Genomic DNA, 15,220 nt, shown 5'->3' with positions numbered 1-15,220 from the left:
GCCCGACGGATCAATCTCGCAACGAGGCCGCGTGATGGCGGCAACGACCTACGTGTGCTCCATCGCCCATGTCGCCACCCGCCTGGGCGAAGATCCCGAGCTGCTCGAGGCCATCGTCAGCAACGACGACAACCTAACCTACGGCAATATCGTCAGCGTCCATGTCGGGCACGACGACTACATCACCGCGCTGACCGACGACGGCATCGACGAGATACGTGATATGCTCGCATCCGCACGCAGGTCCGTCGAAGAGTGGCACAGCTTCCTCGACGACTTCGTCGCCGAGCCAGACATTATCGCCCGCGTCAAGGACCAGCCGCTGCGGTAGAAACCGGGCGCTTACCATGTTGCAACATGAAGTTAACGCCGTTTTCGGCGAATACACACGCACGTCCGAGGCATACAATGTCGCTGGGCAACAGAATCTCAATGGGTCCTATTCGGCGCCGGGACTTGGGTCACACCGCAAGGCGGCTGGCGGGAATATCGTCCGTTCACACAACAGTAGAACCCCGGGCGCAATACCTATCGAAACGTCGAAACTCTTTTCCATCAATTCGGAGGGCGTCTTCAATGTTTGACGTAGTCCCGAGCCCCCAGACTCCGCGTTATGCCTTTGAACCCCACGACGAGATCGTGGTTGGCGGCATCTCATACCGCCCTCACGCAAGCCGCGAATGGGGTTACGTTTTCACTCGAACGGACTCCACAGGCGTCGCCGAAAGCTTCGACAATGGGAAGTTGGCCCATCTCGTGCACAAGGGTCTGCTGCGACACAACAAGGGTGCGTTCCTGCCCCCTGAGGTTCGCAAGAGCCAGCTTCAGAACGCAACCATCTTGTCCTCAGTCGGGGGGCGTGTAGCCGATGCGATGGCGTTTCGTTGTGCTTTTGTGGAGGCGTTCCTCGAGCTCGAGGCCGAGGGTGCCGTCAAACGGACTGATAGCTCTGTCCTTCGCGCCGGGCTCCGGATTCAGCGGCGGGCCGCTGAAATACGAGGGCTTGCTGATCGTAAATCGGGGCAGACTGGCAAAGACCTACTTCTGCCCAAGATGCCCCATGAAAGCACTCTTCTTCGTTGGGTGCGAACCTATGAGGGCGAAGGCCTCGCCGGTTTGTGTGATGCCAAGAACCGATCGGGGAACAGGACGCGCCGTATCGGTCTCGAGGAGCTGGCGCTCATCGGACCTATCGTGGCTGGCTATGCCGACCGTTCACGTCCAACCCAGAAGACAATTTATGATCGAGTAGAGTGCGCTTTCGAAGAAGCGAACAGAATTCGGGAGATCGAAGGCCTTACACCGCTTGTAGTGCCCTCGCGGGAGACGGTTCGGAAGGAAATTCGCCGGCTCGATCCGTATCATACCTATATTGCCCGATTTGGTCAGGAGGCCGCGCGTAAGAAGTTCGCTCCAGTCGGCAAAGGCTTGGAGGTAACGCGCCCACTGGAACGGGTTGAGGTCGACGAGTGGACAATCGACCTCGTTTCTATCTTCGCTCAGACTGGAATTTTTGATCATCTGACAAAGGAAGAAAAAGAGCTACTCGGTCTCAACAAGAAGAAGATTCGCTGGACCCTTACTGTAGCTATCTGTGCTGCGACCAGGTGCATCCTTGCCATGCGCTTGTCGCGCACTCCCACCAAAAATAGTGCGGTCCAAGCCCTCGAAATGATCACCCAAGACAAGGGAATCTGGGCCGATACCTTCGGCGCGATTTCGCCGTGGAACATGTGGGGCGTGCCTGAGCTCGTGGTAACCGATAACGGAAGCGCATTCATTTCGGTCGCAATGAGGGCAGCGATGCAGGACCTCGGAATCCGCGCTGAGCGCTGCCCGACCGGTTTCCCCCAAATGCGTGCGCGGATCGAGCGGTTGTTCGGCACAATGTCGAGTTCGCTGATGCCGCTGCTGAGCGGAAGGACTTTTTCCGACGTGGTCACCAAGGGTGACGCTGAGCCGGATGGTGATGCTGCGCTTACGCCGGAGGAATTGTCCGAGGCCTTGGTTCGGTGGGTTGTCGACATTTACCACAACCGGCCCCACGAAGGTTTGGGCGGCGAGACGCCAGCGAACTGCTGGAACCGTCTGGCGGAAACCTTCGGCGTTCGGCCGGCACCGGATATGCGTCGCCGCAGGCTCATCTTCGGCACGCGCACAAAGCGCACGGTCACGCCGAAGGGCATCCGAGTCTTCGGTGTGCGGTATCACAGTGAGGCTCTGGCTCGCTGGTTTGTCCACGCTGCCCAGCGCGAAGTCGATGTGCGCTGGTATCGCGAAGATATTGGCGCGATCGAAGTGAACGTCGATGGTGAGTGGCTCGAAGTGCCATCAGTCTTCGAGGAGGTGCGCGGTGTGCGGGCCGAAGTATGGAACGGCGCTGTCTGTTCTCTCCGGGCCTCCCATCGCGAAGATGCCGAAATCTGCCGCCCGGTGGTCCTACAGGCCATCCGCGACATCGAGGCCATGAACGACCGGGCGATGAAGCGCCAGGGACTGATAGTCCAGGATTGGTCGGCGGAGAACCTCCAAAAGATGGAGGATCGCCTGATGATCGGCTTCCAGATTGCCGGAGACGAAGACACTCAAGTGCAAGTTTCAGGCGATGCTCCGCGATCAGGCCTGGGCCGCAGCCTTCTCACGGAAAAAAGCTCTGACGTCCTTTCCGGCGACGAACAGACAGACGCACATACCACTCACGACGCAGCACCCGATCAGGATGACAAGGGCGCGGATGTTTGGATCAACGAAAGCAAGTAACATGTCAAAGCAAACCAATTCCCCGTTCGCCGTCCAAGTCCTCATGGATGACTTGCGTGACACCTACGTAAAGACGCCACGCGACCAAACGCTGCGCGATCATTTCGATCGCCTTCTTCAGTGCGACCGGAACGGGATTCCGGTTGCCAAGCCCGTCACCTTCACCAAGAGCGGAGAAACGCGTGGTATCGTCCTCATTGACGGACCGGGAGGTGGAAAGACTTCGCTCGTTGATCATGCTCTCCGGGTGCATCCGGCTTTCTCTAACGCCGCGCCGAATACGATGCCGGTTATCAAGGCCCGGGTGCCCAGTCCTGCTACCCTTAAAAGCCTCGCTCTCGAGATCCTGGCGGAGACCGGCTACGAAGACGTTTCCGATCGCCGACAGAGGTGGGTCCTGTGGAAGCTCGTTCGGAGCCGATTTCAAATGCTCGGAACCGCGGTGCTCTGGATCGATGAGGCTCACGATCTCTTTCAGTCCGGGACACCTTCAGAGGTGCGAGATATCCTGAAGACGCTAAAGTCTCTGATGCAGGGCGATGGAGCAGTCATCGTAATCCTCACCGGCATCAATAGCTTGTGGCAGATCGCATCATACGACGGCCAAGTGAAGCGGCGCTACACGAAGATTTCCCTCCCAGAATTGTCAAATGCTAAGGACGGCAAGGCAATTAGCAAGCAGATGGAAGTCTTCTGCAACCGGGCGGGTCTGCGTCCTCCGGACGAAGCTGACCTCGTCCAACGGCTGGTCTACGCCAGTCGTAACAAGTTTGGCCTCTGTATCGAGAATATTCTGCATGCGATCGAGCTCGCGCTCAAATCCGAGGCAGACCAACTCACGATGCAGCATTTCGCTGAAGCTTGGGCCATGCAGGAAGGCTGCGACTATCGCGGCAATGTCTTTCTGGCGCCCCGCTGGTCCGAAATCGATCTTGCCGTCCCAGTGATAAACTGACCGCAATACCAACTGAGGTAACTATGACGCTTTTTCCTTATGTTTCACCGGCTCACGCAGAATCTGCGCTTTCGTTCGCAGCGCGCCTTGCGGCAATCCATACCGGTGGTCGCTTGGTGCCGTTCCTAAACGACTTGAGTATCAACGCTGGATGCTTGGCTCGTGGCGAGCCAGGCGCCTTGTTGGCCCTCTGCGAAAGGGCTGATGTTCCTGCGGATGTCCTCCTTGCGAATACCCCGGTTTGCATCGCGAAAGGACGATACCGGCTCCGCAGCGAAGTTATCTCCGCCGACTTTCTGTCGAATCCCCAGTTGGTGTTTTGCCCACAATGCCTGCTCAATGATGATAGTTCCGGTCCCGTAGCAGCGCAGCTTCGGATAGGGCGATACGAGTGGCCGCTGCGTGTCGTGCGGACTTGCTCTGCCCATGGCTTGGCCCTGAACGAACGCCCGCGTCGCTGCTGGGATGACCAGTTCCAAGAGCTTTCTGTCCGCGTTCCAGAGCGCGGTGCTGAACTCGAGGCGTTGGCTGCGGCGACCAAGCAGCGCTCGGTGTCGGAACTGCAAGCCTACGCGATAGCTCGACTTGAGGGGACCCGTGGTCCGGAATGGCTGGACAGTCAGACGCTCGAACAGGCCGTGAGGGCGACCGAACTGCTCGGCGCACTAATCGAGTTTGGCGCAGCAAAGAAAGTCAGTGCACTCACATCAGACCAGTGGGATCGCGCCGGTCGAGCAGGCTTCGAATTTACCTGCCGCGGGGAGGTGGGGATTCGCGAGGCTTTGCACCACATTCAAGAGACGTTCCGCAAAACAGGAAAGCGCCCAATGCACCGCAATGTGTTCGGTCGTCTCTACGAGTGGCTGGCGTCGAGTAAAACTGCCAAGGAGCCTGGGGATATCAAGCGCATCGTCCGGGAGCATATTTTTCACACGGTGGCGATGGCGCCGGGCGAAGGGGTTCTCGGAGAATGCTTGACCGAACGGCGGCTCCACAGCGTCGCATCGCTCGCAGCTGAGACCGGGCTGCACCCGAAGACGCTGGGCTACATCCTTATTGCTAAAGGGCTCGTTTCCGCGGAGGACCCGGCAGCTGTCTTTGATGCTAAGGCAGGCCTCGAGGTGGCGGCGGCTGTTCAGCGCATGGTGAATGTGATCTCCGTTCCAAAGGTGCTCAATTGCTCACGACCGCAGGCGTCTTGTCTCATCGATGAGCGCATCTTGCTGCCGATCGCGACCGGCGCAAGCGGTGCGCCTGGCCGAACCCAAAAGGCGGTGGATCAGAGGAATATCGATGGTTTTCTCGCAACGCTGAAGGCGCGTGCTCGGGCCGTCGAAGAAGTGCCCAAGGGGTTTGTGACGATCTCAAAGGCCGCCGAAAAGGTGAAGGCACCCTGCATCGATATTGTTCATCTGATCCTCGGCGGCTTTCTTTCCAATGTGGTCGAATTCAATGGGAAAGCGGGCTACGCCGCGATCCATGTCGAGCCGGCCGAGGTGAGCCAGGTTATTCGGGAAAGCCTCCCCGGTGTCTCGCCCTCGCAAGCGGCAGCGAAGATCGGCGTCCCTGCTCAGGTAGTGTGGGCCCTCATCGATGAGGACGAAAGGGCTATCCTTCCCTCAATGCCGATCCGTGGTCGAACCGGGCACCATGTGATCCGCCGCGTGATGCTCGAGGATCTCCACCGATTTCGGGACGGTTATGTGAAGTCGGGTGATATAGCGAACCATTTGGAGACGGATCGCAAAACAGTCGAGCGAATTCTTCGCCGGTATCGGGTGCAACCCGCGTATTCGCGATCACAGATCGGCATGAACCTTTATCGGCTTTCCGACCTCCCGTCGATACTTCTACCCGAACACGACGAAGTGCCAGTGTAGCACAAACACGCCATTGACATCGAACGAGAAAGGCCGCTCTGTTGAGTGGCCTTATTTTTTTCTTTCTGCGGCTTCGTTGTTCGAGAATTCAAATGTGTGTTTTTTGGTTGAAAAATGTGCGATTTGCCCGCCGCCTTTCTGTGCCACTTCGCGAAATAGCTTATTTTACGCGACTTCGGAATCCCGGAAGTGCGAACATTGGTTGTCGTCATACTTTGCAGTCCGTAGAGCAATGAATGCTTTCACGAGGGGTAATCCGCGAGATTGCACCCTCGTGAAGTGCCTATAATCGACCTCGGACATTTTCGGAGAATTCTATTCGACGATGTTTTCACGGCTTGTAAGGCCGAACACACCCATTTTGTCCGCAACGGGAACTCAAAGTTATCGCCTTTGAACGCGCGGGTAGCAGGCCCGATGCGGTGTAGCCCTCATACAGCGCAACCGTATCGGGCCTGCGGTCTTTCAGGCGATAGGCTTCGTTCCAGAGTAAGGTGGACAAAAAATGACCAACGCAGTCGCGTGATGGTTTGCTGCTCGCTTGGCGCGCTTATTCACTTCGTTCCGGACCCTACGGCGGTGCGATGTGGAACATCCAGCTTGCGGCCGCGACGATGACGGCCATCCCCGTGCTCATCGTTTTTGTCATCGCCCAGCGTCAGTTCGTCGAAGGACTGGCCCATACCGGACTGAAAGGCTGATCCCATGGCCCAAGTAACCTTCTCGGACGTGCAAAAAGCCTATGGCGCGGTCCATGTGATCCACGGCGTCGAGATCGACATCGCCGACGGCGAGTTCGTCGTCCTCGTCGGCCCCTCGGGCTGCGGCAAGTCCACGCTGCTGCGGATGCTGGCGGAGCTGGAGACCATCAGCGGCGGCGAGATCGTGATCGGCGACAAAGTGGTCAATGATCTCGAGCCCAAGCAGCGTGACATTGCCATGGTGTTTCAGAACTACGCGCTCTATCCGCACATGACGGTCGCGGACAACATGGGCTTTTCTCTGCATCACCGCGGCGCCTCGAAGTCCGAGATCAAGGAGCGGGTCGATTGGGCCGCCAGAATCCTCGGCCTCGAGCCCTATCTCGAACGCCGCCCCGGTCAGCTCTCCGGCGGGCAGCGCCAGCGGGTCGCGATGGGCCGCGCCATTGTGCGCGACCCCAAGGTGTTCCTTTTCGACGAGCCGCTGTCGAACCTCGACGCCAAGCTGCGCGTGGTAATGCGCGGCGAGATCAAGGCGCTGCACCAGAAGCTGAAGACCACCACGATCTACGTCACCCACGACCAAGTCGAAGCGATGACCATGGCCGACAAGATCGTGGTGCTGAACGGTGGTCGGATCGAGCAGATAGGCTCCCCTCTCGATCTCTACGACAATCCGGTCAACCAGTTCGTCGCCGCCTTCATCGGCTCGCCTTCGATGAATTTCATCGACGGGCATATGGAGGCGGCGCAATTCATTGCCGGCGATGCGCGGCTGCCGGCCCCGGCCGCCTTGCCTTCCGGCAAGCCTGTGGTCTACGGGGTCCGCCGGGAGCATTTCCGCCTCGATCCTCAAGGCGGGATCAGGGCCGAGGTTGTTGTGGTCGAGCCGATGGGCTCGGAAACTCAAGTCACCATGTCGATCGCCGGCCAGAAGGTCTTTGGCGTGTTCCGGGAACGGATCGCGGCGCAGCCCGGCGAGGTTTTGAGCCTCGGGGTCGATCAAGTGCATACCCATCTCTTCGATGCAGCCACTGGATTGCGCCTCGCGGCGTGACCGTCATCCCGCCGCCCTGGCAACCGACCCTGCCGCCGGCCATGGGCCCCGCGCGGACCGCGCGGGTCTTAACTCCAGAGGCGCACGGAGGGGCACCGATTGCGCCGCGCTCGGCCCCGCCGCTCGTTCAATCGCCGTCGGCGATGCCGGCCTGCCGGGCCCTGGCGCGGCGGGCGCGGTAGCTGGGCACCACGACCAGCAGGATGGCCACCACCAGCAGGCCCAGCGTCATCGGCCGGTCGATGATGAAGCTGACGCCGTCGTAGAGCTGCATCGAACGGGCGAAGTTGTCTTCCAGCATCCGGCCGAGGATGAAGCCGATCAGCAGCGGCGCCAGCGGGTAATCGGCAAACCGCAGGATGGTGGCGCAGATCCCCATGCCGACCAGGATCAAGAGCTCGGTGGCGTTGTTCTGGCCGATGTAACTGCCCATCAGGGTAAAGAACAGGATGAAGGGAATCAGATAGTTGCGCGGGATCGCCAGCACCTTGGCGATATAGGGGATCAGCGGCAGATTCAGCACCAGCAGCACCAGGTTGCCGATGTACATCGAGATGATCACCGCCCAGAAGATCTGCGGCTCGTCGATCATCAGCCGCGGTCCCGGCGTGACGTTGAGCGCGATCAGAGCGCCCAGCAGGATCGCCGTGGTGCCCGAGCCGGGAATGCCCAGCGTCAGCAGCGGCACGAAAGAGCCGGTGCAGGCGGCATTGTTGGCGCATTCCGGCGCGGCCAGGCCCTTGACCGATCCCTTGCCGAACTCGGCCTGCTCGTCCTTGGAGGCGATGTTGCGCTCGACCGCGTAGCCGAGGAACGAGGCAATGGTGGCCCCCGCCCCGGGCAGGACGCCGATGAAGAAGCCCTGAATCGACTGGCGGCCGATCACCGGCGCGATCTGGCGCGCCTCGGGGCGCGAGATGCGCAGGTTCTCGATCTTGCCGTTGCCGCTGCCCTGGGCCGAACGCGCCGGGTTGAGCACAAGGAACAGCGCTTCCGGCAGGGCGAACATCGCCATTGCCAGGGTGATGAAGCTGAAGCCGGATTGCAGATCCATCAGCCCCATGGTGAACCGCGGCATGTTGAACAGCGCGCCTTCGCCCACGGTGGCCATGATCAGGCCAAGCAGCGTCATCAGCACCGCCTTGGCCACGTTTCCGGTGCCGGCAAAGGCGGCAATCGCCGAGAGCCCCACCACCATCAACGCGAAATATTCCGCCGAATGGAACAGCAGTGCCACGGTCGAGAGCATCGGTGCAAAGACCATCAGCAGGATCGCCCCGATGGTGCCGCCGCAGAACGAAGCGATGGCGGCGATGGTCAGCGCCTTGCCGGCCTGGCCGCGGCGGGCCATCGGATAGCCGTCGAAACTGGTGGCCACGGTGCCGGCCACGCCGGGCGCGTTGAGCAGGATCGACGAGGTCGAGCCGCCGAAGATCGCGCCGTAATACACCCCGGCCAGGAGGATCAGCGCGGCGGAAGGATCGCCGATGGTGATCGCCACCGGGATCATGATGGCGATGATCGACATCGGGCCCAGCCCCGGCAACATGCCGATGAAGGTGCCGATCAGACAACCGGCAATCACCATGATCAGGTTTTGCAGCGAAAAGGCAGCGCCGAGGCCGATGAGAAGACCTTCAATCATGTCTCGTGCTCCTTACAGGAAAAATGGCAGCGGGCGCAGGAAGATGCCCAGGACCTGCTCGACCAGGTACCAGACCACGCCGGTGGCGAGGCCGGCGACCGGCAGCAGGATGTGAAACTTGCGTTCGCCCAGAATGGCCCCACCCAGGGTCAGGAAGCCAGCGGTGGCCAGCAGGAACCCCGCCGGGCGCAAGAGCAGCGCATAGGCCGCCATCAGCGCCAGCAGCGCCAGCGCCGGGACCAAGTGGTAGTCGGGAAGGCAACGGTAGTCGATGTCGGGCGCCTTGTCGCTCTCGGGCGCTTTCTCGAGCCCCAGCAGGATCACCAGCGCGGTGAGAATGGCCAGCACCGAAAGCACCTTGGGAAAGGTGCTCGGCCAGATCGGATTGCGCTGCATGAAAGGTGGCAGCAGATGGTCCATGGTGAAGAACGCCGCATAGGCGTAGGCGAGTGCCACACAGAGTATGACGAAGGCGATCCAGCGATCGAGGGCCATTCCAGGTCTCCTGAGGGGTCTCTGCCGGCCTCGGTTCGGGGCGTTGCCCCGCCGCCTGCGGCGGCCCCCCGAGGGTATTTTCGGCAAGAGGAAAGACAAATTTAACCAAATGCGCGGTAATCTGGGTCCACGGTACAGGCTGAGGAGCCGATGACCGCGCAAGGGGAAGGCGCTGCCTTCGGGAAGGGGAGACATGGCGTCCCCCCTTCCTCTTGCTGCAAATACCGCGGGGAGCGCGAGGGGCTGGCCCCTCGCCCCGGTGGCGGATCAGAGGAAGCCGAGCTTCTTCATCAGATCGCCGATCACCTTTTCCTGGCCTTCGAGGAAGGCTTTGAATTCATCGCCGGGGTTGTGAATGTTGACCCAGCCGTTGCGGGCGCGCACGGCTTCCCATTCCGGGGTGTCGTACATCTTGGCGATCGCGTCCTGGTAGAGGGCGACCCTGTCTTCCGGCATGCCGGGGGCGCCAAAAAAGCCGCGCCAGTTGATGAAGGTGGTCTCGATGCCCTGTTCCTTCATCGTCGGCGCATCGGCGTAGGCGTCGACGCGTTCGTCAGAGGTGACGCCGATGATCTTGACCTCACCCGCCTCGGCCAGGGCCACGGCTTCGGAAAAGCCGGTCGACAGTGCCTTGATCTCGCCCGAGAGCAGCGCCGCCATGGCCTTGCCGCCGGCGTCATAGGGGATGTATTTGACGTTCAGCGCGTCCTTGCCGGCCGCTTCCATCACCATGGCCGCGACCAGGTGGTCCATGCCGCCGGGCACCGAACCGCCGCCGATGGCGGTGGCATTGGCATCGGCGTCGAAGGCCGCCAGCAGATCTTCCATATTGTCGATGTCGCTGTCGGCGTTGACCACCAGCGCCGCATAATCGCCGATGGTGCCGGCCACCAGCGTCAGGTCGCGGAAGTTGTGCGGGAAGACGCCGGTGAGCGAGCGGATGACGATCGGGGTCGAATTCACCATCAGCGTGTCATGCAGGCTTTCGGCGTTCTCGATCAGATAGCCGATCGCCTTGCCGCCGCCGCCGCCGGACATGTTCTCGTAAGATGCGGTGCCTGCGAGACCCGCCTTGGTCAGCGCCTCGCCGGTGCCGCGCGCGGTGCCGTCCCAGCCGCCGCCGGCGCCGCCGGGGATCAGGAAATGCACCTTGTCGAGCACCTGGTGGCTTTCGGCCAGCGCCGACCCGGTGAATGCGACGGCCGCAGCCGCGGCCAGAAGGGCGCGACGGCCCAGTTCGAATGTCATAAGTTGTTCCTCCCGTTTGACGGCATGGCATATGCGCGTCATGTGAGAGGGGTTTGGTCCCGTAACCTGACACCAAGCTGACACGGGACGCGGAAGGGTAGGGAGCGGCGTGCGTTTTTTACTGATCGAGGACAATGCGCCGCTGGCGGCGGCGGTGGTCGACCGGCTCAGTCTCGACGGCCATGTCGTCGATCATGCCGGCGATCTCGAGACCGCGCGGGATTACGTGGCGACCACCTCTTACGATATGATTTTGCTGGATATTATGTTGCCGGACGGTGACGGAAGCAGCTTTCTCACCCACCTGCGGCTGACCGAGAACCGCACCCCCACCATCGTACTGACCGCCCGCTCGGAAATCTCGGACAGGATCAGCCTGCTCGATCTCGGGGCCGACGATTACATGGTCAAACCGATCGATTTCGCCGAGCTCGAGGCGCGGTGCCGGGCGGTGTTGCGGCGCCGGGGCAGCAGCGCCAGCAGCGTGCTGAGCCTCGGGGCGATTCGTTTCGATTCCGCCTCCGGCGTGCTGCATGTCGGCGCCGCCGCGACCCAGTTGCGCACCAGGGAGCTGCGGCTCTTTGAGGTTCTGATCAATGCGCCGGGGATGATCTTTTCCAAGCCGGCGTTGGTCGACCGGCTGTTTTCGTATGACGAGGAGGTCTCGGAAAACGCCATCGAGGTCTATGTGGCGCGGCTTCGCAAGCATCTGGCCGGCTCGGATGTGACCATCACCACCGTGCGTGGTCTGGGCTACAAGCTGGAGCAGACATGACCCGGCCGGTGGTCCAGGGCTCGATCCGCCGCCGGCTGCTGGTGCTGCTGCTCTGTGCCTCGGCGGTGCTGGCGGTACTGGTCTATTTCCTGGTGCAATCGGTGGCACGCCAGGTGGCGCAGCAGAGCCAGGACAATATCCTCACCGCGTCGGCGCTGTCGGTGATCGACAGCGCCCGGATCGTCGATGGCTCGGTCATGGTCGACCTGCCGTATGCCGCGCTCTCGATGCTCGACAGCATCACCGACGAGCGGGTGTTCTATGCGGTGCGGCTGGGGGACGAGCTGCTCACCGGCTATGCCGAGCTGCCGCGCCCGCCGCGGGTGGGCGCGCGGGGCACGGCGCAGCTCTCGGCGGAATTTCTGGGCGAGGCGGTGCGGATCGCCGCCGTCACGCGGCCCTTCGCCACCGATCTCGGCCGCAATGTGCTCGAGGTCAGCGTCGCCCAGACCTTGTCGGGCCAGCGCCAGACCCTGGCCTGGACCTCGCGGCTGTCGCTTGCCGTCGGTGCGGGGTTCTTTGCGCTGACCGTGGTGCTGGCGCTGCTGATCGCCCGCGCCACGATCCAGCCGCTCGACCGGCTGACCGCCTCGGTCTCGCGCCGCGGCCCGACCGATCTGCGCCCGGTAAACGCGCCGGTGCCGCAGGAAATGGCGCGCCTCGTGACCTCGCTCAACGGCTTCATGGCGCGGCTCGAAGCCTCGCTCAACCGGTCCGAGGATTTCATCGCCGAGGCTGCCCACAGGGTACGCACGCCGCTGGCGGTGGTGCGCACCAAGGCCGAGATCATCCAGCGCCAGATCCACAAACCCGAGAACCGCAAGGCCATGGCCGAGATGATCGAGGCGATCGACGAAAGCTCGCGGACCGCGGGGCAGTTGCTCGATCACGCCATGGTCTCGTTCCGGCTCGACAGCCTGCCGCGCGACAGGGTCGATCTCAGGGCGCTGATGCGCGACGCGGTGGAACGCATCCGCCCGGTGGCCGAGATCGCCGACATCGGGCTCGACATCCCCCATGCCGACCCGGCGACGATCAGCGGCGATGCCATCCTGCTGCAAAGTGCCGTCCGCAACCTGCTGGACAATGCCGTCAAATACAGCCCCGCCGACACCAGGATCGAGATCTCGCTGCGCCGCGACGCGCGGGCCGTCCGGCTCGAGGTGCGCGACGAGGGCCCCGGCTTTCCGCCGGGCACCAGCGCCGCCCTGACTGAACGTTTCGCGCGCGGCAGCAATGCCAAGGGCGTCATCGGCTCGGGACTCGGGCTGACCATCGTTCAGGATGTTGTCACCGCCCATGGCGGCCGGCTGCACCTCGATAATCAACACGGAGGCGGTGCATGCGCCAGTCTGCTCTTTCCCTTGCCCTGAGGTCTGTCCCGGCCGCGCTGCTGATGATCTGCGCCAGCCTGGCGGCGGCACTCGAGATCGAGGATCGCCGGCGTTTCGGCCCCGCGGATGCCGCGCGCAGCCTGCGCATCCTCTCGACCACCGACACCGCGATCTTTGCGCCGCGGATCGAGAGCTACCTTCGCACCGCGCCGGAGATCGGCATCGACTACATCGTCGCCAGTTCCACCGATGTGATGCAGGCCGCGACCGACGGGGGCGATGCCTATGACCTGGTGATTTCCAGCGCCATGGATCTTCAGACCAAGCTGGCCAACGATGGCCATGTGCAGCGCCACAGCTCCGAGGTGACGCGCGAGGTGCCGGCCTGGGCCAAGTGGAACGACATGGTCTTTGCCTTCACCCAGGAGCCGGCGGCGATTGTCGTATCCGACGCCGCCTTTGCCGCCGAGGGCATTCCGCGCAGCCGCCAGGACCTGATCGACGTGCTGCGCCGCAATCCCGAGCGGTTTCGCGGCAAAGTGGGCACCTACGACGTGCGCGAATCGGGTCTGGGCTATCTCTTCGCGACGCAGGAAAGCCGGGTGTCGGAAACCTACTGGCGGCTGACCGAGGTGATGGGCGGGCTTGGCGCGCGGCTCTATTGCTGCTCGTCGCAGATGATCGATGCGGTTTCCGGCGGCGATCTGTTCGTCGCCTACAACGTGCTGGGCAGCTATGCCTTGCAGCGCCAGGACCTGTCGGGGATCAGCATCATCCTGCCGTCGGATTTCACCACCATCATGCTGCGCACCGCCGTCATCCCGCAGGGCGCGCCGGAGCCGGAGCTGGCCGGCGATTTCGTCGATCACGTCCTGGCCCAGGCCTTTGGCCGCGATCCGCTGCTGTCGGTCGACCGCTGGCTGAGCAACAGCGAGATGGCGCTGAGCCGGATCAACCTCGGCCCCGGGCTGCTGGTCTATCTCGACCGGCTCAAACGCGCCGCCTTCGAGAACGAATGGACCAACGCGATCTTGCAGGAGTGAGGCGCGCGCGCCTGCGCCCGCCCGTCCCGGAGCCGCTCCGGGACCGCTTCGTCAGTGCCCACCGGGAGGCCCCGGATCAGGCCCGGGGCGGGCGCCGGCCCCCTCGCGCGTCAGGGCCTTGCGCATCTGATCGACGATCACTTCGGCCCCGAGCCGCGCGGCGTAGTCGCGTTCGATCCGGGCGCGGCCGGTGGCGCTGAGCCGTTGCGCAAGCTGCGGATCCCCGGCGATCCGGAGCAGCGCGGCGGCCAGGGCCGCAGGTGCTTTCGGCGGCACCAGCAGCCCCTCGACCCCATCGTCGATCAGCTCGGGCACGCCGCCGGCATCGGTGCCGATGGTGGGCACGCCGCAGGCGATCGCCTCCATGTAGGCCACGCCCAGCGGCTCGTGCCAGCTCGCCAGCGCAAAGACATGCGCGTCGAGCAGCTTGGCCTTCACCGCCGCCGCGTCGATCGCGCCCAGCAGGCGCACGTGTTCGCCCAGCCCGTGCTGCCGGATCAGCTGTTCCAGAACCAGGCGGAACCCGCTGCCGCCGGCGTCGTCTTGTCCGGCGATCTCGAGGCGGACGTCATGGCCGGCGGCGCGCAGCTGGCGCACCGCCTCGATCAGATCCTGATGGCCCTTGACCACGTTGAGCCGGCCGCAGGCAAAGACCCGCAGCGGCGCGCCGGGTTGCACCGGTTCGTAAGGCGTGTCGCGGCGCAGGTACTCGGTGTCGACCCCCATCGGCCGCAGGATCATCGGCGGCAGATCCGCAGGTTGTTCGGCCTGCATTTCGGCGATCAGCCTGCGGGTGATCACCGTGGCAAACCGGGCGTGCCGCCATTTGTAGCGCTGGCCCCGGCCGTAGTCGGAAAGCGGCCCATGCAACGTCAGCGAATAGCCCGGACCGCCCAGATGCCGCGCGAAAGCGGCGATCAGGGCACCCCGGGCACAGGAATGCACATGCACATGCGAAACCCCCTCGCGCCGACAATGATCGCGCAGTGCGTCGCCGGCGGCGGCGCAGATCAGCACGTCTTTCAGCACCGAGGTGCCGTCGCGCCCGACCTCGCGCAGGAGTTCGCCCCAGGGCAGCCGCGGCAGGACCCGGAGCGCCCGACGCAGCGAGACCTCGCCGAGATAGGTGGTCCGCGCCATCGCCGCCTGCGACCAGTCGTGGGCAATCAGTCCCGGTGGCGGGCGGCGGGTGGAAAACAGCACCGGCGCCACGCCCATCGCCTCGAGCGCGGCAATCTCGCGCCAGAAAAAGATATGTGTCTGCCCCGGAAACTGAGGCACTAAGTAACCGAGCTTTTGCGGCAGGGACATATGCACTTTCCACAGA

At 62.9% G+C, this 15,220-nt stretch carries 12 protein-coding genes; 8 read left to right on the top strand and 4 right to left on the bottom strand.

Features of this window, described 5'->3' with window-relative positions:
* The 5 genes from BMW90_RS08560 to BMW90_RS08540 all read left to right on the top strand — a co-directional run.
* The coding region (locus BMW90_RS08560; protein WP_244526463.1) for a hypothetical protein at window positions 1–331 on the top strand (331 nt) is incomplete at its 5' end.
* Window positions 332–576: 245 nt separating this feature from the next.
* Window positions 577–2,760 (top strand): Mu transposase C-terminal domain-containing protein, encoded by a 2,184-nt coding sequence (locus BMW90_RS08555; protein WP_074836091.1) that lies wholly within the window; start codon window positions 577–579, stop codon window positions 2,758–2,760.
* A 1-nt stretch (window position 2,761) separates the two neighbouring features.
* Window positions 2,762–3,715, top strand: coding sequence for a TniB family NTP-binding protein (locus BMW90_RS08550; RefSeq protein WP_170850525.1), 954 nt, complete (start codon window positions 2,762–2,764; stop codon window positions 3,713–3,715).
* Between the two features lie 23 nt (window positions 3,716–3,738).
* On the top strand, window positions 3,739–5,595 hold the full coding sequence (locus BMW90_RS08545) for a TniQ family protein (RefSeq protein ID WP_074836089.1): 1,857 nt from the start codon (window positions 3,739–3,741) through the stop codon (window positions 5,593–5,595).
* Between the two features lie 705 nt (window positions 5,596–6,300).
* On the top strand, window positions 6,301–7,353 hold the full coding sequence (locus BMW90_RS08540) for an ABC transporter ATP-binding protein (RefSeq protein ID WP_074836088.1): 1,053 nt from the start codon (window positions 6,301–6,303) through the stop codon (window positions 7,351–7,353).
* A 127-nt stretch (window positions 7,354–7,480) separates the two neighbouring features.
* On the opposite strand, the gene BMW90_RS08535 is transcribed toward BMW90_RS08540, so the two are convergent.
* The 3 genes from BMW90_RS08535 to BMW90_RS08525 form a co-directional block, all read right to left on the bottom strand.
* On the bottom strand, window positions 7,481–8,998 hold the full coding sequence (locus tag BMW90_RS08535; protein WP_074836086.1) for a tripartite tricarboxylate transporter permease: 1,518 nt from the start codon (window positions 8,996–8,998) through the stop codon (window positions 7,481–7,483).
* Window positions 8,999–9,010: 12 nt separating this feature from the next.
* Window positions 9,011–9,493 (bottom strand): tripartite tricarboxylate transporter TctB family protein, encoded by a 483-nt coding sequence (locus BMW90_RS08530; protein WP_074836085.1) that lies wholly within the window; start codon window positions 9,491–9,493, stop codon window positions 9,011–9,013.
* A 267-nt stretch (window positions 9,494–9,760) separates the two neighbouring features.
* Entirely contained in the window at window positions 9,761–10,741 is a 981-nt protein-coding gene (locus BMW90_RS08525) for a tripartite tricarboxylate transporter substrate binding protein (RefSeq protein WP_048533361.1), read from the bottom strand.
* Between the two features lie 109 nt (window positions 10,742–10,850).
* On the opposite strand from BMW90_RS08525, the gene BMW90_RS08520 reads away from it, so the two are divergent.
* From BMW90_RS08520 to BMW90_RS08510, 3 genes are read left to right on the top strand one after another with little or no spacing between them, the layout of a single operon-like run.
* Window positions 10,851–11,516, top strand: a complete 666-nt coding sequence (locus BMW90_RS08520; RefSeq protein WP_048533360.1) for a response regulator transcription factor — start codon at window positions 10,851–10,853, stop codon at window positions 11,514–11,516.
* A complete protein-coding gene (locus BMW90_RS08515; protein WP_048533359.1) occupies window positions 11,513–12,889 on the top strand; it encodes a sensor histidine kinase in 1,377 nt (458 codons plus the stop codon). The genes BMW90_RS08520 and BMW90_RS08515 overlap by 4 nt, the downstream gene beginning before the upstream one ends.
* A complete protein-coding gene (locus tag BMW90_RS08510; protein ID WP_074836083.1) occupies window positions 12,859–13,893 on the top strand; it encodes an ABC transporter substrate-binding protein in 1,035 nt (344 codons plus the stop codon). The genes BMW90_RS08515 and BMW90_RS08510 overlap by 31 nt, the downstream gene beginning before the upstream one ends.
* 51 nt (window positions 13,894–13,944) lie before the next feature.
* Here BMW90_RS08510 and epsE read toward each other — a convergent pair whose 3' ends face one another.
* Entirely contained in the window at window positions 13,945–15,204 is a 1,260-nt protein-coding gene (epsE, locus tag BMW90_RS08505) for an exopolysaccharide biosynthesis GT4 family glycosyltransferase EpsE (protein WP_074836082.1), read from the bottom strand.
* Between the last annotated feature and the right edge of the window lie 16 nt (window positions 15,205–15,220).

Source organism: Marinovum algicola (assembly GCF_900109145.1).
GTDB lineage: Bacteria > Pseudomonadota > Alphaproteobacteria > Rhodobacterales > Rhodobacteraceae > Marinovum > Marinovum algicola.
Note: the sequence above shows the minus strand (reverse complement) of the source record. Positions and strands in the feature narration are given on the sequence as shown.

What these genes read in the sequence shown, in the direction of transcription:
- BMW90_RS08550 (WP_170850525.1), top strand. Translation starts at nt 2,762, where the DNA reads ATGTCAAAGCAAACCAATTCCCCGTTCGCCGTCCAAGTCCTCATGGAT.
- epsE (WP_074836082.1), bottom strand. Translation starts at nt 15,204, where the DNA reads ATGTCCCTGCCGCAAAAGCTCGGTTACTTAGTGCCTCAGTTTCCGGGG.
- BMW90_RS08530 (WP_074836085.1), bottom strand. Translation starts at nt 9,493, where the DNA reads ATGGCCCTCGATCGCTGGATCGCCTTCGTCATACTCTGTGTGGCACTC.
- BMW90_RS08545 (WP_074836089.1), top strand. Translation starts at nt 3,739, where the DNA reads ATGACGCTTTTTCCTTATGTTTCACCGGCTCACGCAGAATCTGCGCTT.
- BMW90_RS08515 (WP_048533359.1), top strand. Translation starts at nt 11,513, where the DNA reads ATGACCCGGCCGGTGGTCCAGGGCTCGATCCGCCGCCGGCTGCTGGTG.
- BMW90_RS08555 (WP_074836091.1), top strand. Translation starts at nt 577, where the DNA reads ATGTTTGACGTAGTCCCGAGCCCCCAGACTCCGCGTTATGCCTTTGAA.
- BMW90_RS08510 (WP_074836083.1), top strand. Translation starts at nt 12,859, where the DNA reads ATGCGCCAGTCTGCTCTTTCCCTTGCCCTGAGGTCTGTCCCGGCCGCG.
- BMW90_RS08525 (WP_048533361.1), bottom strand. Translation starts at nt 10,741, where the DNA reads ATGACATTCGAACTGGGCCGTCGCGCCCTTCTGGCCGCGGCTGCGGCC.
- BMW90_RS08540 (WP_074836088.1), top strand. Translation starts at nt 6,301, where the DNA reads ATGGCCCAAGTAACCTTCTCGGACGTGCAAAAAGCCTATGGCGCGGTC.
- BMW90_RS08535 (WP_074836086.1), bottom strand. Translation starts at nt 8,998, where the DNA reads ATGATTGAAGGTCTTCTCATCGGCCTCGGCGCTGCCTTTTCGCTGCAA.